General features: G+C 62.1%; 20 protein-coding genes. 11 read left to right on the top strand and 9 right to left on the bottom strand.

What is annotated here, in order from left to right; genetic code table 11:
* Positions 1-110: 110 nt before the first annotated feature.
* Positions 111-515: a GFA family protein gene (locus AC0L26_RS13595; RefSeq protein WP_473632980.1), complete on the top strand. Its 405-nt coding sequence runs from the start codon at positions 111-113 to the stop codon at positions 513-515.
* Positions 516-519: 4 nt separating this feature from the next.
* On the opposite strand, the gene AC0L26_RS13590 is transcribed toward AC0L26_RS13595, so the two are convergent.
* Positions 520-1,794 (bottom strand): DNA recombination protein RmuC, encoded by a 1,275-nt coding sequence (locus AC0L26_RS13590; RefSeq protein WP_473632979.1) that lies wholly within the window; start codon positions 1,792-1,794, stop codon positions 520-522.
* A gap of 103 nt (positions 1,795-1,897) precedes the next feature.
* On the opposite strand from AC0L26_RS13590, the gene def reads away from it, so the two are divergent.
* From def to truA, 5 genes are all read left to right on the top strand, one after another.
* The gene (def, locus tag AC0L26_RS13585; RefSeq protein WP_473632978.1) at positions 1,898-2,443 is read left to right on the top strand and encodes a peptide deformylase; all 546 of its coding nucleotides are present in this window, start codon (positions 1,898-1,900) and stop codon (positions 2,441-2,443) included.
* Positions 2,444-2,580: 137 nt separating this feature from the next.
* Positions 2,581-2,889, top strand: a complete 309-nt coding sequence (locus AC0L26_RS13580; RefSeq protein ID WP_473632977.1) for a plasmid stabilization protein — start codon at positions 2,581-2,583, stop codon at positions 2,887-2,889.
* A 41-nt stretch (positions 2,890-2,930) separates the two neighbouring features.
* Positions 2,931-3,860, top strand: a complete 930-nt coding sequence (fmt, locus tag AC0L26_RS13575) for a methionyl-tRNA formyltransferase (protein ID WP_473633209.1) — start codon at positions 2,931-2,933, stop codon at positions 3,858-3,860.
* Positions 3,857-4,366 carry a GNAT family N-acetyltransferase gene (locus tag AC0L26_RS13570; protein WP_473632976.1) on the top strand — a complete coding sequence of 170 codons (510 nt, stop codon included), beginning with the start codon at positions 3,857-3,859 and terminating at the stop codon, positions 4,364-4,366. The genes fmt and AC0L26_RS13570 overlap by 4 nt, the downstream gene beginning before the upstream one ends.
* An 18-nt stretch (positions 4,367-4,384) precedes the next feature.
* The gene (gene truA, locus AC0L26_RS13565; RefSeq protein WP_473632975.1) at positions 4,385-5,143 is read left to right on the top strand and encodes a tRNA pseudouridine(38-40) synthase TruA; all 759 of its coding nucleotides are present in this window, start codon (positions 4,385-4,387) and stop codon (positions 5,141-5,143) included.
* Positions 5,144-5,175: 32 nt separating this feature from the next.
* On the opposite strand, the gene AC0L26_RS13560 is transcribed toward truA, so the two are convergent.
* From AC0L26_RS13560 to dapE, 4 genes are all read right to left on the bottom strand, one after another.
* Complete coding sequence (locus AC0L26_RS13560; protein WP_473632974.1) at positions 5,176-5,478, bottom strand: type II toxin-antitoxin system RelE/ParE family toxin; 303 nt, start codon at positions 5,476-5,478, stop codon at positions 5,176-5,178.
* A complete protein-coding gene (locus AC0L26_RS13555; RefSeq protein ID WP_473632973.1) occupies positions 5,475-5,756 on the bottom strand; it encodes a type II toxin-antitoxin system ParD family antitoxin in 282 nt (93 codons plus the stop codon). Before AC0L26_RS13555 ends, AC0L26_RS13560 begins: the two co-directional genes overlap by 4 nt.
* 78 nt (positions 5,757-5,834) lie before the next feature.
* The gene (locus tag AC0L26_RS13550; RefSeq protein WP_473632972.1) at positions 5,835-6,431 is read right to left on the bottom strand and encodes a transporter; all 597 of its coding nucleotides are present in this window, start codon (positions 6,429-6,431) and stop codon (positions 5,835-5,837) included.
* A 2-nt stretch (positions 6,432-6,433) separates the two neighbouring features.
* Positions 6,434-7,633, bottom strand: coding sequence for a succinyl-diaminopimelate desuccinylase (gene dapE, locus AC0L26_RS13545; protein ID WP_473632971.1), 1,200 nt, complete (start codon positions 7,631-7,633; stop codon positions 6,434-6,436).
* Between the two features lie 108 nt (positions 7,634-7,741).
* Between dapE and AC0L26_RS13540 the strand changes: the two genes are divergently transcribed.
* A complete protein-coding gene (locus tag AC0L26_RS13540; protein WP_473632970.1) occupies positions 7,742-8,776 on the top strand; it encodes a 2-dehydropantoate 2-reductase in 1,035 nt (344 codons plus the stop codon).
* Here the strand turns inward: AC0L26_RS13540 and AC0L26_RS13535 are convergent.
* Genes AC0L26_RS13535 through dapD form a run of 3 tightly spaced genes read right to left on the bottom strand, consistent with a single transcriptional unit; the run spans position 8,751 to position 10,728 of the window.
* Positions 8,751-9,452 (bottom strand): hypothetical protein, encoded by a 702-nt coding sequence (locus AC0L26_RS13535; RefSeq protein WP_352927104.1) that lies wholly within the window; start codon positions 9,450-9,452, stop codon positions 8,751-8,753. The two genes, AC0L26_RS13540 and AC0L26_RS13535, sit on opposite strands and share 26 nt — an antisense overlap.
* Before the next feature lie 21 nt (positions 9,453-9,473).
* Complete coding sequence (locus AC0L26_RS13530) at positions 9,474-9,845, bottom strand: DUF805 domain-containing protein (protein WP_473632969.1); 372 nt, start codon at positions 9,843-9,845, stop codon at positions 9,474-9,476.
* A gap of 28 nt (positions 9,846-9,873) precedes the next feature.
* Positions 9,874-10,728 carry a 2,3,4,5-tetrahydropyridine-2,6-dicarboxylate N-succinyltransferase gene (gene dapD, locus AC0L26_RS13525; protein ID WP_473632968.1) on the bottom strand — a complete coding sequence of 285 codons (855 nt, stop codon included), beginning with the start codon at positions 10,726-10,728 and terminating at the stop codon, positions 9,874-9,876.
* 175 nt (positions 10,729-10,903) lie between these two features.
* Here dapD and AC0L26_RS13520 point away from each other — a divergent pair, with 175 nt between their 5' ends.
* Positions 10,904-11,743, top strand: coding sequence for an LOG family protein (locus AC0L26_RS13520; RefSeq protein ID WP_352927095.1), 840 nt, complete (start codon positions 10,904-10,906; stop codon positions 11,741-11,743).
* An 86-nt stretch (positions 11,744-11,829) separates the two neighbouring features.
* Here AC0L26_RS13520 and AC0L26_RS13515 read toward each other — a convergent pair whose 3' ends face one another.
* Positions 11,830-12,537 (bottom strand): pyrimidine 5'-nucleotidase, encoded by a 708-nt coding sequence (locus AC0L26_RS13515; protein ID WP_352927092.1) that lies wholly within the window; start codon positions 12,535-12,537, stop codon positions 11,830-11,832.
* 160 nt (positions 12,538-12,697) lie between these two features.
* On the opposite strand from AC0L26_RS13515, the gene AC0L26_RS13510 reads away from it, so the two are divergent.
* The 3 genes from AC0L26_RS13510 to AC0L26_RS13500 all read left to right on the top strand — a co-directional run bounded on the left by AC0L26_RS13510 (position 12,698) and on the right by AC0L26_RS13500 (position 15,220).
* Positions 12,698-13,459 (top strand): GGDEF domain-containing protein, encoded by a 762-nt coding sequence (locus tag AC0L26_RS13510; protein WP_473632967.1) that lies wholly within the window; start codon positions 12,698-12,700, stop codon positions 13,457-13,459.
* Between the two features lie 169 nt (positions 13,460-13,628).
* Complete coding sequence (locus tag AC0L26_RS13505; RefSeq protein ID WP_354489840.1) at positions 13,629-13,784, top strand: hypothetical protein; 156 nt, start codon at positions 13,629-13,631, stop codon at positions 13,782-13,784.
* Complete coding sequence (locus AC0L26_RS13500) at positions 13,781-15,220, top strand: GMC oxidoreductase (protein ID WP_473632966.1); 1,440 nt, start codon at positions 13,781-13,783, stop codon at positions 15,218-15,220. Before AC0L26_RS13505 ends, AC0L26_RS13500 begins: the two co-directional genes overlap by 4 nt.
* The last annotated feature ends 66 nt before the right edge of the window (positions 15,221-15,286 follow it).

Below are 15,286 nucleotides of genomic sequence, written 5' to 3'. Positions count from 1 at the left end.
AATCGAAATTTTCGGAAGCTCGATGCGTGGATTCTAAGTATTGGCGTGTATTATGTGCGTCCAAATGCAGGGCGATCTGAGATGCTGAACGGATTTCGGGAGGAACGAAGATGAAAATCGACGGCGGGTGCCATTGCGGCGCCATCACTTACGAGGCCGAGGTCGATCCGGAAAAGACCAGTATCTGTCACTGCACCGATTGCCAGAAACTGACCGGAACGGCATTTCGAGTGACCGTGCCGGCGCCGGAGGATCACTACCGGATCATCAGGGGCACGCCGAAGATCTACATCAAGACCGCGCCGAGCGGCGCCAGGCGCGCCCAGGCCTTTTGCGGCGAGTGCGGTTCGCATCTCTACGCCACGTCGGTCGGCGACGGGCCGAAAGTCTACGGCATCAGGGTCGGCACGGCGCGGCAGCGCGATGAACTGACCCCGAGACGACAGATCTGGCATCGCTCGGCGCTGCACTGGCTGCCGGAATTCGAAGGCATGACGATCGTCGAGGAGCAGTAGCCTCTCAGTCGTCGCCTTCGACGACCCTTAATCTCAGCTGGCCGGTCTTGGAGTCGGCGATGCGTGCGCCTGCTTCGGCCCTCGCGCCGGCCCCATAGGTCGTAGCGGCCGATCCGGCATCCCCCTCCGGAGGCTGCGCGCCGAACTCCAGCGCCTCGATTTTCTGGCCGCGCTTGGTCACCTTCGACGTCGAGACGAGGATCTCGTCGATGTCCTTGGCAGACTGGCCGAAATGGCTCTGCAGCTTGCGCACCCGCTCGTCGAGACGCGAGACATCCTCCATCAGCCGGATGACTTCGCCCTGGATCAAATGCGCCTGCTCGCGCATGCGGGCGTCCTTGAGGATCGCCTGGATGACCTGGATCGACAGCATCAGCAGCGACGGCGAGACGATGACAATGCGGGCGCGGTGCGCCTTGTGGACAATCCCCTCGAAATTCTCGTGGATCTCGGCGAACACCGATTCCGACGGAACGAACATGAAGGCGGTGTCCTGCGTCTCGCCCTGGATCAGGTATTTTTCTGATATGTCGCGGACATGCACCTCGATATCCCGCCGAAACGCTTGTGCGGCGACTTTCTGCAAATCGACACCTTCGGCGGCACGGATGGCGTTCCAGGCTTCCAGCGGAAACTTTGCGTCTATGGCAAGTGCGGGCGCACCGTTCGGCATCTTCACCAGGCAGTCGGGCCGGCTGCCGTTCGACAAGGTCGCCTGGAACTCGTAAGCACCGTGCGGCAGGCCGTCGGCGACGATCGCCTCCATGCGCGACTGGCCGAAAGCACCGCGCGTCTGCTTGTTGGAGAGGATCGCCTGAAGCTGAACGACCTGGCCGGCCAGCGACTGGATGTTGCCTTGCGCGGTATCGATGACCGCCAGCCGTTCCTGCAATTTGGCCAGGCTCTCATGAGTCGATTTCGTCTGCTCGGTCATGGTCTGGCCGAGACGGCCGGTCATCGCGTCGAGGCGTTGGCCGATCGACTGTGTGAGCTCCGCCTGCCGAGCCCCGAACACTTCGGCGATGGCGCCCATGCGGCCCTGCATTTCGGCCTGACTTTGCAGGATGCCTGCCATCCGCGCCTCGGCGTCGCGGGCGTGATCGGCGGCTTCCGCGGCAGCCACCGCACGCGCCTTGGCCGACCGCCACAGCGCGATGACCAGCGCCACGAACAGGCCCAGGAGCAGGATCGCGCCGAATGCCAGTGCGTGGCCGAGCGTGATCGTGGTGGCGCCGAGCCGAGCGATCGGTTCGGATAGGATGGTGGTCAACTCGTTCATATGGACAGCATAGATGATTCGGCCTGATGGCACAGATCAAAACGTGAACGGCACTTCAAAGGCCCGGTTGACGCTTTTCGTGCGACGTCTTAGGTGAGACGCCATGTCGATCAAGCCTCTCATCATTCTTCCCGATCCCGTCCTGCGCCAGGTTTCGAAACCGGTCGAGCGCGTCGACGGCGCCTTGCGCAAACTCGCCGACGACATGCTGGAGACCATGTATGATGCGCCTGGCATCGGTCTGGCCGCGATACAGGTCGGCGAACCGTTGCGCATGCTGGTGATCGACCTCGCCAAGGAGGACGAGACGCCGGCGCCGCATGTCTTCATCAATCCCGAGGTCCTCGACAGCGCCGATCAGCGATCGGTCTATGAGGAGGGTTGCCTGTCGATCCCGGATTACTATGCCGAGGTGGAGCGGCCCGCCGCCGTGCGCGTGAAATATCTCGACCGCGACGGTAAGCTGCAAGAGATCGAGGCCGAAGGCCTGATGGCGACCTGCCTGCAGCATGAGATCGACCATCTCAACGGCGTTCTATTCATCGACCACATTTCGAAGTTGAAGCGCGACATGGTGGTGAAGAAGTTCAAGAAGCTCGCCAGGGAGAAGCCGCCGGGCAACAAGGCGCCAGGCAAGCTGGTGGGATAGGCATCATTAGGGCAATTCGCGGAAGCCCCCTCCAAGCCAAACGACGGCAAGACATACGTGCGAGAAGGATTGCCAGCCTTTGCTCTTATGGCGATATCATTCTTATGGCGATATCATAATGTCAGATGGAGACGCCGATGGCCGATATGCTGATCAGGGACATTCCCGAACCTTTGAAGCGCGAAATCGAACTGGCGGCGCGCAAATGCGGCCAGAGCTTGTCGGGCAAGGCGATCGATCTTTTGCATAAAGGCATGATCGCGGAACGAGAAGCCAAGCCAGAACCGGGTCTTTCAGCATGGGACGCGATTCGCTCGGCATTCGCCGCAGAAAATGCGATTGACGATGAGTTCGCAAAGATAACGGACGAGATCGAGGCGGAACGGAAACGCGACTTCGACGGGCTTAACCTAAAGCTCGTAAATCCGTTTGAAGCAGGTGCCTGAGCCGACTTAACGGCCAGACCAAGACCGGAACAAAAATGCCCCTGCGCGTCATCTTCATGGGTACGCCCGAATTCTCGGTGCCGACGCTGCGGGCGATCGCAGAAGCCGGGCATGAAATAGAAGCCGTCTACACCCAGCCGCCGCGCGCCGCCGGTCGCCGCGGGCTGGAGCTGACGCCGTCGCCGGTGCAGCGCGAGGCGGAGCGGTTGGGCATCGAGGTGCGGACGCCGGTGTCGCTGAAAAGCGAGGCCGAGCAGCAGGCGTTCCGAGCCTTGCGGGCCGACGTCGCCGTCGTCGTCGCCTATGGATTGCTGTTGCCCAAACCCATTCTCGAGGCGCCGCGGCTCGGCTGCCTCAATGGCCACGCATCGCTGTTGCCGCGCTGGCGCGGCGCTGCCCCCATCCAGCGCGCCGTCATGGCTGGCGATGCGGAAACCGGCATGATGGTGATGCGTATGGAAGAAGGCCTCGACACCGGCCCGGTGGCCATGGTTGAAAAATGCGCCATCGGCCCCGATATGACGGCCGGCGATCTGCACGATCGATTGATGTTCATTGCTGCTGCGCTGATGACGGAAGCGCTGGCACGGCTGGAAAGGGATGCCCTGACATTTACCACGCAAGCGACGGTGGGGGTGACCTATGCCAAAAAGATCGATAAAGCGGAGACGCGCGTGGACTGGACGCGGCCTGCTGGCGAAGTCCACGATCATGTTCGCGGCCTGTCGCCCTTTCCTGGCGCATGGTGCGAGATCGAAATCGGCGGCTGCCTGGAACGGCTGAAACTCATTCGCTCGACGCTTTCGCAAGGCGCCGGCGAGCCGGGAGGAATTCTCGACGACCGGCTGACGGTCGCCTGCGGGTCAGGCGCGATCAGGCTGGTCGAAGTTCAACGTGCGGGCGGCAGGCCCATTGCCGCGCAGGAGTTTTTGCGCGGGGCCAAGCTCAAAAAAGGAATGAAATTCTCATGAGCATGATGTCGATACGCGCGGCGACGCCGCGGGACCGTGAGGCGATCCGCCTCGTCGAGGAACATGCATTCGGCCAGCAGGCGGAGGCCGGATTGGTAGACGCGCTGGTCACCGGCGGCGATGCCGTCGTCGAACTGGTGGCGGACGAAGATGGACAGGTGGTCGGCCACATCCTGTTTTCCAGGCTTTTCGTCCAGAACGGCGGCAAGAGCTTTCCGGCGGTGGCGCTGGCGCCTTTGGCGGTCGAGCCGTCATTCCATGGCACCGGCATTGGCGGCGCGCTGGTCCGCGAGGCACATATCCGTCTGAAGGACGCTGGCGAACTGCTGGCGGTGGTGCTTGGCGACCCCGCCTATTACAGCCGTTTCGGCTACAGCCACGCACGCGCTGAAAAATTCGAAAGCGAATACCAGGGCGACGCATTGCAGGCGCTTGCCTGGGGCGAGGCGCCTGAGACCGGCAAGCTGGTCTACGCTTCGGCCTTCGGCTCTGCGCTCGCCGCCTAACCTTATCCTGCTTTAGGAATGCCGCGTTTTCGCCTCGACATCGAATATGACGGCAGCCTCTATGCAGGTTGGCAGCGTCAGGCCGACCAGCCTTCGGTGCAGCAGGCGATCGAGCAGGCGATCGAGAAATTCTGCGGCGAAGAGGTCTCGCTGCGCGGCGCCGGTCGCACCGATGCCGGCGTCCATGCCTCCGGCCAGGTGGCGCATGTCGATCTCGTCAAGGCGTGGCCGAACGACAAGGTGCGCGACGCCGTCAACGCCCATCTGCAAGTGGCCAAGGCGCGCATCGCCATCCTCCAGGCCGCCCTCGTGCCCGATAGCTTCGATGCGCGTTTCTCGGCGATCGGCCGCCACTATCTCTATCGCATCGTCAACCGTCGCGCGCCGGCCGCGCTCGACAAGGGCAAAATCTGGTGGGTGCCGAAGCGGCTCGACGCCGAGGCCATGCACGAGGCGGCAAAGGTCCTACTGGGGCGGCATGATTTCACCACTTTCCGCTCGACCCAATGCCAGGCCGACAGCCCGATCCGAACGCTCGACCGGCTGGATGTCAGCCGGCTGGGTGACGTGATCGAAGTGCGAGCCTCGGCGCGCTCGTTCCTGCACAATCAGGTGCGCTCGATGGTCGGCTCGCTGAAGCGCGTCGGTGAAGGCGGCTGGACAATTGTCGACCTGAAGGCGGCGCTCGATGCGCGCGACCGTGCCGCCTGTGGCCAGGTCGCGCCGCCCGACGGTCTTTTTCTTATCGGCGTCGACTATCCGCAGGCATCCGGATGACGAAGCTAGATGTGCCGGTCAGCCAGCGTCACCTAGGCCAGATCGTCCTGCCAATCGGCCCCGCCGTAGAACACGCGCAAAATCACCACGCGCTCGGACTCTACGATGAAGGCGATGGTGACGCGGCGTTCGAATCCGATGATGCGAAGCTCCTGCCGCACATCGTCGCGGCGTGTGCCACATTCGGAGCCGTATTCAAGGCGTTCGCAGAATGCCCGGATACGCTGATCATAGCGGTCGGCTGTGGTGGCACTGCTGGCTTCCGCAATGATGTCGTAAATCCGATCGAGATCGCCGCCTGCCTCAAGCGCGTAAAGGACAGCTCGACGCTTCACGCATTTCTCTGCAAGTGGGCCTTGTGGCGCTTGCGCGCCCGTTCGGCCATCTCCTCTGGCGAAATACCCCCAGCAGGATTTGCCTTCCAAGCGTCATAGGTCGGCGCGACTTCCTCGCGCAGCCAACGTTCCACGGCGGCATCGCGCTCTTGCAAGGCGCGAAGCCCAGCGCGGATGACTTCGCTGCTGGTTGCATAGGTCCCGGACTGAACGAGCCGATCGATAAAAGCGGCTTGCTCGGCCGGTAGGCTGAAAGTGCGTTTTTCAATGGCAGACATCATTCCCCCTATGAGGTGATCAGTATGATATTATCATACCTGCCGCGAAAAAAACAGCACCAGGAATTCGGATAAAATTCACGCGCTCGGCGCACCGATGCCGAGCAGCGTCTCCATGCCGAACCAAACCACCAGCGACGCCACGAACATGCCGGCGAAAACGGCGGTGCCGACAGCCGCCCCTCTGCCGATGGCGACGTTTGTCATCCGCCAGGTCAGGACCATCGACAGCGCAAACAAAAGCAGCGATGCCAGCACGACGAACTCGTTGGTGGACGGCAGGAAAAGCCTGATCAACGCCGCCGGCAGCATCATCCAGGCTGTGATTGCCGACGCCCAGTTGCTGGCGACGACATAGTGGACGAAGCGCCCGCCAATGCCGGCGCGCGGAGCGACCAAGGCAAGGCCGGCAAGCGGCAACACCCACGCGCCGATGTCGACCGTCGCCAGGCGGATCAGCATGCTGAAGCGCCCTGCGAATGCATTGGGATCGCCGATCTCGTTGGCAAGGCCAACCCAACCGACGATCAGCGCCGGTACCGCGACGACGATGGCGAAGAAGGAATTCCAGAAACCGTCGACCGAAAGATCGAGCAGGCGCAGCCCGTCGGCCTTGCCGAGCATCAGTCGCCAGGCGCCGTTCAGCGAAGCGTAGGTTTCATCCGACGAAAGCATGATTACGATACGCCTCGCTCGAACCAGTCTTCGATGAAGCGCTGATAGATCTGCGTCAGCGTCTCCAGATCGGCAAGCGCGACGCGTTCATCGACCATGTGCATGGTCTTGCCGACAAGCCCGAATTCGACCACCGGACAATAGTCCTTGATGAAGCGTGCGTCGGAAGTGCCGCCGGAGGTGGAAGGCACCGGCTTCCTGCCGATCACCGTTTCGACCGAACCGCTGAGCGCTTCGATCAGCCGGTCGTCACGGGTGAGGAAGACGTGGCTCGGCCGGTCGCGCCAGACGAGCTCGTAATCGACCGGCGCTGTCTTGCCGGCCCGGTACTTCTTGCGCTTCGCCGCCTGGTCGAGACGGTTGTGGATTTCCGCCTGGATGGTCTCGGCGGTCCATGTGTCGTTGAAACGGATGTTAAAGTTGGCGGTCGCCTTCGCCGCAATGACATTGGTGGCCGGATTGCCGACGTCGATCGAGGTCACCTCCAGATTGGTCGGCTGGAAGTCCTTTGTGCCCTGGTCGAAGACGGGATGCAGCAAGGCATCGACCAGCGTCATCAGACCGCGCACCGGGTTGTCGGCAAGCTGCGGATAGGCGGCGTGGCCCTGCCTGCCATTGACGACGATGCTGCCCGACAAAGAGCCGCGCCGGCCGATCTTAATCATGTCGCCCAGCGCGTCGGGATTGGTCGGCTCGCCGACGATGGAGGCATCCCATTTCTCGCCCTTGGCGGCCGCCCATTCAAGCAGCTTTGTCGTGCCGTTGATGGCCGGTCCTTCTTCGTCGCCGGTGATCAGCAGCGAGACCGAGCCCTTCAGACCACCTTTCGTTTCGAGATGGCGCGCCACCGCCGCGATAAAACAGGCGATGCCGCCCTTCATGTCGACGGCACCGCGGCCGAACATCTCGCCGTTGGCGATCTCGGCCGCGAAAGGCGGATGCGTCCATGAAGCCTCGTCGCCGACCGGAACCACGTCGGTATGTCCGGCGAACATCAGATGCGGGCCGTTGCCGGAGCGTCGGGCATAGAGGTTCTCGATATCGGGCGTGCCTCCTTCCGAAAATACCGGGCGCTCGACGGAAAAGCCGAGCGGTTTCAGCATTGTTTCCAGCGTGCTCAATGCCCCGCCCTCAGCGGGCGTCACCGAGGCGCAGCGGATGAGGGCGGCGAGATTTCTGGCGGGATCGGTCGGCAGCGTCATGGGCAAAAGCGATAGTCGAAAGCGTAGGGCCTGTCACGGCCAGACATAAGCGCCAGTCATCCCGCCGACATTATGGTTTTCATGTCGTATAGTCGCAGGCACCATCGGATGGCCAACGAGAACAAAACGATCGTCATTGCCGGCGCCGGCAGCGTCGGCTGCTATGCCGGCGGCTGCCTGGCGCTCGCCGGGCGGCAGGTGATTCTGCTGGCACGGCCACGCATTGCAGAGGCCTTGCGCAAGCGCGGCTTGCGGGTCACCGACCTTGATGGCCGCGACCGCTCCATCAAGCCGGAGGGGCTTTCGGCCACCGCCGATCCGGCGGCCGCTTTGCGCAGTGCCGAAATCATTCTTGTGACGGTCAAGAGCGGCGCGACTGAAAAAATAGCGGCGCTCATTGCCGCCCACGCCCGCCCGGACGCGGTGGTGGTCAGCCTGCAGAACGGCGTCGACAATGCCGACAGGCTGCGGGCAAGGCTTACTGGGCGACCTGTGCTCGCAGGCATGGTGCCGTTCAACGTGGTCCAGTCACCGGATGGCGAATTGCCGCTTCGCGTGCATCGCGCCAGCGAGGGCAAGGTGATGATCGAAGAAGGGATCGCCGGCCTCGATGAACTGCTCGACGTCGATGGGTTCGCAGTCGCCGCGCATGGCGACATGGCCGCGATGCTGTGGGGCAAGCTGCTGCTTAATTTGAATAACGCGCTGGTGGCGCTTTGCGGCCTGCCGCTGGCAACGCAATTGGCCGACCGCCGCTGGCGGCTGATCCTGGCCGGCCAGATCGACGAGGCGTTGGCGGCAATGCGGGCGTCGAGCATCGAGCCGGCGCGGATCGCCGGCCTGCGCCCGGCGCTGCTGCCAAAACTGCTCCGTCTGCCCGACTGGCTGTTCAAGGTCCTGGCGAGGCGCATGCTTGCGATCGATCCCGAGGCACGCTCGTCGATGTGGGACGATTTGCAGCGCGGCCGGCCGACCGAGATCGGCGAGCTGCAAGGCGCGATTCTGCGCCTGGCTGACAGAGCAGGCACGCCGGCGCCGCTGATAAAGCGTGTCACGGCACTGGTTCGCAAGGCAGAGCAGGAAAATCGTGGATCGCCCGGCCTGACACCGGAAGCGATCAGTGCCGGCCTTCGATCAGCGTGATCTTCTGCCAGATCTTTCGCGACAGGTTGGAGGCGAGGGTCTCGATGTCGTTGACACCATCGACGACCACATTGTCGTTGATCGACTGGGCGAACAGCGCGGCGATCTTGCCGGTGATCGACAGCATTTCTGAGCAGTAGTCGAGGTAGCGGGCGAGGTCGGCACGGTCGGTTATGCGCGCCGGCGAATGCGACGCCGGTTTGAAATCGGTTGAAAGCACAGCCGGGTCCTTGGTCAGCTGGTGCATGTCGATGACGTGGATCAACGATCGCAAGCCGTGAAGCTTACGAAACACCTGCTTGCGCTTGATGCGTTCCTCGGTTCGGATCAAGGCCAGGAAGCCAAGTGCCGCGAGAATGACCACATTGATCAAGGATTCGATGCCTTGCACCGACTGGATAGCATCGCGGCTTTCCGAGATACGGCCGAGCGGCAGGATGGTGCCGACGAACAGGAACGTCAGCGCACCGGCGGCAATGGCGGCGATGACGATGCCGCGCAGCCACCAGATCGGCGCTTCCAGCGCCTTCGCCGCCTCCGCCAGATCACGCGACAGCGACACAAGTTCAATGGCGACGCCACGCAGGCCTGCATCGGGAAAACGGTCCGCGACGCGTTTTTCCAGTTGCTCGGCGGTTTGGATGATCAGTTTCGAATCAAGCGTGCGGTAGCGCATGGCAAGAGGCCCGATCGACGTTCAGGATTCGGCCGGTGCATTGGTGTGTTTGCCGTAGCGGTTGGGCCCGGGATCGCTTTTGAAAAAGGCCAGAATGACAAGGAGAATGGCGCCGATGACGAGAGAGATCAATGCATAGTAGGTAGGCTTGCCGAAATCATGGAACCGCTTCGCCGTCAGCGCAAAGGTCGACCATGTCGAGACGACCACCGCGATCCACCAGGCGAGCGCCCAATACTGACTTGCGGCAGTGCCGAGCGGCGTTCGCGAGAACTGGTAGAGCAGAAAAAGCTGAACGAGGAGCGGCAAAAGACCGGCCAAAACATAGGCACTGGGGTTCACTCGCCCGGAAAGGCTGAAGAAAAGCCATAGAAATCGAGGTCTGTCGAGCAATCGGGTCAGTCCGTCTTTTTGCGAAGGATCAATCGCGAAGCAGTTCGTTGATCGAGGTTTTGGAACGGGTCCTGTCATCGACCCGCTTGACGATGACAGCGCAGTAGAGGCTCGGGCCGGGCTCGCCGCTGGGCAACGGCTTGCCGGGCAGCGAGCCGGCGACGACGACGGAATTGGCCGGCACTTCGCCGTAGAAGACCTCACCGGTGGCGCGGTCGACGATCTTGGTCGACTGGCCGATGAAGACGCCCATGCCGAGCACCGAGCCTTCGCGCACGATGCAGCCTTCGACCACCTCGGAGCGTGCGCCGATGAAGCAATTGTCCTCGATGATGGTGGGACCGGCCTGCATCGGCTCCAGCACGCCGCCGATGCCGACGCCGCCCGACAGATGCACATTCTTGCCGATCTGGGCGCAGGAGCCGACCGAGGCCCATGTGTCGACCATGGTGCCGCTGTCGACATAAGCGCCGACATTGACGAAGGACGGCATCAGCACCGCGCCCGGCGCGACATAGGCCGAGCGCCGCACGACCGACGACGGCACGGCGCGGAAGCCTGCCTTCTCGAAATCGATGGCGCTCCAGCCGTCGAATTTCGACGGCACCTTGTCCCACCAAACGGCCTGGCCGGGACCACCCTTGATGATCTCCATCTGATTGACCCGGAACGATAGCAGCACCGCTTTCTTCAGCCACTGGTTGACATGCCATTTGCCGTCGGCCTGGCGTTCGGCGACGCGGACGATACCGCGGTCGAGCAGGTCGAGCGCCGACTGGATGGCGTCGCGCGTCGCGCCGCGGGTCGCCGTCGAAATCGTGTCGCGTTCCTCGAAAGCTTCTTCGACGGTCTTTTCGAGGCTCGCCAGATCGGGCTTCGACATGAATTCGCTCCATTACCAAGCTGTTAAGGGGCCGGACCTTAACCTGTTTTGAAAGTCGCCGGACCCTATGTGAAGGCTTGATGAGGGTCAATCGCGGCTGCGCCACGGGACGGCGCCAGTGAATAATTGGGCCAGTGAATAATTGGGCAAGTGAATAATTGGACGGGTAGGTAACATGACTCCTATGGAAAAGGCGGGGTGGACGCCGCTGCCGCATTCAGATGAGGATCTGGAGCGGTCGAAAAGCGTGCCGGACACGCCGCAGACGCGCGCCGAGACCTACCGGCTGGCCTGGAACGATCCCGATTTCATGACACGGCGCGAATTGCGTGCCGTGCGGCTACAACTCGAACTGTTGAAGCCGGAAATGATCCTGGCCGAGCGTGGCATCCGTTCGACCGTCATCCTGTTCGGTGGCGCACGCATCCCCGAGCCGGGCGGTGAAGCTTGGGCGGCCAAGAACGAGACGCAGAAGAAGAACCTTGAGGAAAACAGCAAATATTACGAGGAAGCGCGAAAATTCGCCCGCCTCTGCTCGCAGCAGTCGGCCACCTCCTATTACCGGGAGTTCGTCGTGGTGACAGGCGGCGGACCCGGCGTCATGGAGGCCGGCAACCGTGGCGCTGATGATGTCGGCGCACCGTCGATCGGCCTTAACATCGTGCTGCCGCATGAGCAGGCGCCGAATGCCTATGTGACCCCGGAGCTCTGTTTCAACTTCCACTATTTCGCGGTCCGCAAGATGCATTTCGTCATGCGCGCCAAGGCTGTCGCGGTTTTTCCGGGCGGCTTCGGCACGATGGACGAATTCTTCGAGACCCTGACCCTGATCCAGACCGGCCGCATGGAGCGCGTGCCGGTGATCCTGTTTGGCAAGGCTTTCTGGAAAAGAGCAATCGACCTCGATTTCCTCGCCGAGCAAGGCACGATCACCCCGGGCGACCAGGACATCATCGATTTCGTCGACACCGCCGACGAGGCCTGGGGAATTATCAGCCGCTTTTACAAGCTGTGACGGCGCAGGCTTGATTGGAATTTAGCTCGTTTCGGTCGGAGATTGGCGGAAACGCCTCTTTCTTCGCCTTGGGATGACGACGCCGTCTATGCCGTGACCTCGACGATCGCCGTCAGAAAAGTTGCAAGATCGTCGGTGACGAAATCCACATCGTCCTCGTTGGCCGGGTCGCGTTCCCAGATTTCAGAGAAGGTCGGCTCGAAGTTGCGCGGCACGACCAGCACCGTGGTCATGCCCAGCGATTTCGGCACGGACAGGTTGCGGGCCAGATCCTCGAACATCACCGCATTGTGGCCGGTGACCGCGTGGAGTTCCGCAAACTTCTCGTAGGTCTGGCGCGCCGGCTTGGGATTCAGTCCGGCGGCGACGATATCGAAAATGTCGTCGAAATGGTCGAGGATGCCGAGTTGGCGCGCGGTGCGTTCGGCATGCCTGCGGTCGCCATTGGTGAAGATGAACTTGCGGCCGGGAAGCTGGCGGATGGCGGTACCGAGAACGGGATCGGGGACCAGCCAGGAATAGTCGATGTCATGGACCTTCTCGAGAAAGTCGTCGGGATCGATGCCGTGGCGCGCCATCAGACCGTTCAGCGTCGTGCCGTATTCTCGGTAGAGCTCCTTCTGCAGCTTACGGGCATCGTCGCGCGGCAGCGTCAGCAGTTCTCCGACATAGGCGGTCATCTTCACGTCGATCTGCGAGAACAGGTTCGAATGGTGCGGATAGAGCGTGTTGTCGAGGTCGAATACCCAGTCGGTAACATGGGCGAAGCGAGCGGGATCCGGGAGCGTGGTCATGCAGTCCTTATGGCACGAAACAATGCTTTTGGCAGAGGCTTTATCCACAACTTATGCGGGTTGCGAGTGACGAAAACGATGCCATGATTCAAATTTTAGGCATCACGGAAAGGTGGCATTCAGGGCTTGCTGGCACAGAGACGGTCCAGGGGAGCCAGCGATGAGCCGCATATTTCTGAAGTCTGCCGCCGTCGCTTTCGCCTCCCTCGCGGTCTCGCTTTTGCTGACGCTGATCATCGTTCCGGCAATGGGTTTTCCGTTCAACCGCACGATGTGGCTGACATCGACAGTGTGCCCGCTCGCCCTTGCCTGGGTCGCCAGTGCCTATACTTTCTGGCAGGGCGAGAGGTTGAAAAGCGCCCATCGCGACCTCGCCCGCGCTCATGCCCAGCTCGCCGCCGCGCATCGGCGCCTGTCGGAAAAGGCGAGCCGCGACGATATGACCGGCATGCTCAACCGCGAGAGCTTCTTTGCTACGCTCGACGCCTCCCGACGTAAATCCGATCGCGGTGCGTTGCTGATCATCGATGCCGATCACTTCAAGGTCATCAACGACAGCTACGGCCATCTGACCGGCGACGACGCACTGCTCCTCATTGCAAGCGCGATCGAGCGCGGCGTGCGCAGCGGAGACGTGATCGGCCGCATCGGTGGCGAGGAATTCGGCGCGTTCCTGATCGGTGCCACCGAACAGGAAGCCAAACGCGTCGCCGAGCGCATTCGCCGTGAAGTCGAGCTGATCCGCTTCCGTCCCGTCGATGAGCGGATCATACCCCTCACCGTCAGCATCGGCGGCGTCACCTGCGGCGAGAATGCCGCCGTATCGGATCTGATGCGTACCGCCGACCGGCGCCTTTACCAGGCCAAGCACCGCGGCCGCAATCTGACCATCCTGGACACGGACATTTCCGAAGCGGCTTGAGCGGTCCCACTCGCTAACAAAAGCGTAAGGCTTATTTCACTGAGCCGGGCCGTTTACACGGTTTAAGCAAATGTGCGGCTAGGTTTGTCACGGAATTGGCTTCTCTTGGCGAGCAAGTGCCGTTCTGGGAACGCCATGCATGGATCGAAGCCCCATCGAGAGACGTGTCATGAGGTTCTTCAGCAGGAAAATGTCGCGCCGCACGATCATGCAGGCGCTGATTGCGTTGCCGGCCTTGTCGCTGTTCCGCAAGCTGCCCGATGCCGATCCGGACGCGATCGTCGAGATCAATGGTTGGATCCTCAAAAGGAGCGACCTGGCTTGATCTTCGACAGCTACGAGGCATTTCGGGCGGCGAATTTCACCGCCAAGGTCTGCATTCTAGGCTCTGGGCCAGCCGGCACCACGATCGCCAGAAAGCTTGGCGCGGCCGGCATTCCGGTTGTGGTGCTGGAGGCCGGCTCCCGTGAGTTCAGCGATGATTCGCAGGATTTCTATCGCGGCGCCACGGTCGGCGATCCCTATTTCGACCTCGACATCACCCGGCTGCGCTTCATGGGCGGCAGCTCCAATCACTGGGCCGGCTGGTGCCGCGTGCTCGACAGCCAAGATTTCGAGCCCAAGGCCTGGGCGCCGGATACCGGCTGGCCAATCAGCCGCGCCGATATCGAACCCTATCTGCCTGAAGTCCACGATACCCTCGAACTTGCCGACTTCCGGCCGGACATATCGATCTCGGACGACATTCGCTGGGTGCAACTGATCAAAAGCCCGGCCGTGCGCTTCGGCGAAAAATTCGCCGACGAGCTCGACAAGAGCCGGAACGTCGCCGTGGTGCTCAACACCTATGCCACCGAGCTTACCGGCAATGGCAGACGAGTGACCGGCGCCAAATTGTGGTCGAACGGCCAGGATGCCGGCTCCTTCACCGCTGACTATTTCATCGTCTGTACTGGCGGCTTGGAAAACTCGCGGCTGCTTCTGTGGTCGAACCAGCGCTCGAATGGCGGCGTGGTGCCGAAGGCTACGGCACTCGGACGCTACTGGATGGAGCATCCGACCTTCGAGGGCGGCAATGCCATCCTTGCTGACTATAGCGCGTTCGAGGTCGACGCCACCAACGAGGCCTTTTTCTCGCCGACGCTTGCCGCCATGGAACGCCTTGAGATCATGAATTTCGGCATCAGGCTGATCGAGACGCCGTACCCCGGCGTCAAACGCATCATCGCCGACCTCGCCTGCACGGCGCCCGAGATGGCCGAATGGGTGTCCTACCAGCTCAGCCAGGACCTGCGCTGCGCTGCCCAGCTCTATGTCACCTGGGAACAGGCGCCGCTGGCCTCGAACCGGGTTCAGTTATCGAAGGCCGATATCGACCATGCCGGCGTGCCGCGCATCGAGCTGCATTGGAAAAAGTCGGAGCTGGAGCGCCGCACGCTCCTCGAGGGCTTGAGGCTGTTCGGGACGACGCTCGTCCAGAAGGATCTCGGCCGGGTGCGCATCGCCGACTGGCTTACCAATGGCGGGGACTATCCGACCAATGAGGAACTGGCCGGCCACCACCATATGGGCGGCACCCGTATGGGCACGGACGTGACCAAGAGCGTTGTCGACGCCAACTCAAAGGTGCATGGCATGGACAATCTTTATGTCGGCGGGTCCTCGGTGTTCTGCACGTCCGGCGAATGCAACCCGACGACGACGATCGTCGCATTGGCCTGCCGTCTGGGCGACCACCTTGGCAAGGTCATCGGCGTATAGGGCGTATAGAAGGCCGGCTCAGCCGGCCGGCCGAGGGATCGTCGTCCGCCACAACGCCCGCCGGCT

The sequence above is a fragment of the Mesorhizobium sp. WSM4823 genome, assembly GCF_055811195.1.
Note: the sequence above shows the minus strand (reverse complement) of the source record. Positions and strands in the feature narration are given on the sequence as shown.

What these genes read in the sequence shown, in the direction of transcription:
- AC0L26_RS13540 (WP_473632970.1), top strand. Translation starts at nt 7,742, where the DNA reads ATGGCCAACGAGAACAAAACGATCGTCATTGCCGGCGCCGGCAGCGTC.
- AC0L26_RS13515 (WP_352927092.1), bottom strand. Translation starts at nt 12,537, where the DNA reads ATGACCACGCTCCCGGATCCCGCTCGCTTCGCCCATGTTACCGACTGG.
- truA (WP_473632975.1), top strand. Translation starts at nt 4,385, where the DNA reads ATGCCGCGTTTTCGCCTCGACATCGAATATGACGGCAGCCTCTATGCA.
- AC0L26_RS13505 (WP_354489840.1), top strand. Translation starts at nt 13,629, where the DNA reads ATGAGGTTCTTCAGCAGGAAAATGTCGCGCCGCACGATCATGCAGGCG.
- AC0L26_RS13595 (WP_473632980.1), top strand. Translation starts at nt 111, where the DNA reads ATGAAAATCGACGGCGGGTGCCATTGCGGCGCCATCACTTACGAGGCC.
- AC0L26_RS13580 (WP_473632977.1), top strand. Translation starts at nt 2,581, where the DNA reads ATGGCCGATATGCTGATCAGGGACATTCCCGAACCTTTGAAGCGCGAA.
- AC0L26_RS13535 (WP_352927104.1), bottom strand. Translation starts at nt 9,452, where the DNA reads ATGCGCTACCGCACGCTTGATTCGAAACTGATCATCCAAACCGCCGAG.
- AC0L26_RS13570 (WP_473632976.1), top strand. Translation starts at nt 3,857, where the DNA reads ATGAGCATGATGTCGATACGCGCGGCGACGCCGCGGGACCGTGAGGCG.
- AC0L26_RS13555 (WP_473632973.1), bottom strand. Translation starts at nt 5,756, where the DNA reads ATGTCTGCCATTGAAAAACGCACTTTCAGCCTACCGGCCGAGCAAGCC.
- dapE (WP_473632971.1), bottom strand. Translation starts at nt 7,633, where the DNA reads ATGACGCTGCCGACCGATCCCGCCAGAAATCTCGCCGCCCTCATCCGC.
- AC0L26_RS13550 (WP_473632972.1), bottom strand. Translation starts at nt 6,431, where the DNA reads ATGCTTTCGTCGGATGAAACCTACGCTTCGCTGAACGGCGCCTGGCGA.
- AC0L26_RS13590 (WP_473632979.1), bottom strand. Translation starts at nt 1,794, where the DNA reads ATGAACGAGTTGACCACCATCCTATCCGAACCGATCGCTCGGCTCGGC.
- dapD (WP_473632968.1), bottom strand. Translation starts at nt 10,728, where the DNA reads ATGTCGAAGCCCGATCTGGCGAGCCTCGAAAAGACCGTCGAAGAAGCT.
- AC0L26_RS13520 (WP_352927095.1), top strand. Translation starts at nt 10,904, where the DNA reads ATGACTCCTATGGAAAAGGCGGGGTGGACGCCGCTGCCGCATTCAGAT.
- AC0L26_RS13510 (WP_473632967.1), top strand. Translation starts at nt 12,698, where the DNA reads ATGAGCCGCATATTTCTGAAGTCTGCCGCCGTCGCTTTCGCCTCCCTC.
- def (WP_473632978.1), top strand. Translation starts at nt 1,898, where the DNA reads ATGTCGATCAAGCCTCTCATCATTCTTCCCGATCCCGTCCTGCGCCAG.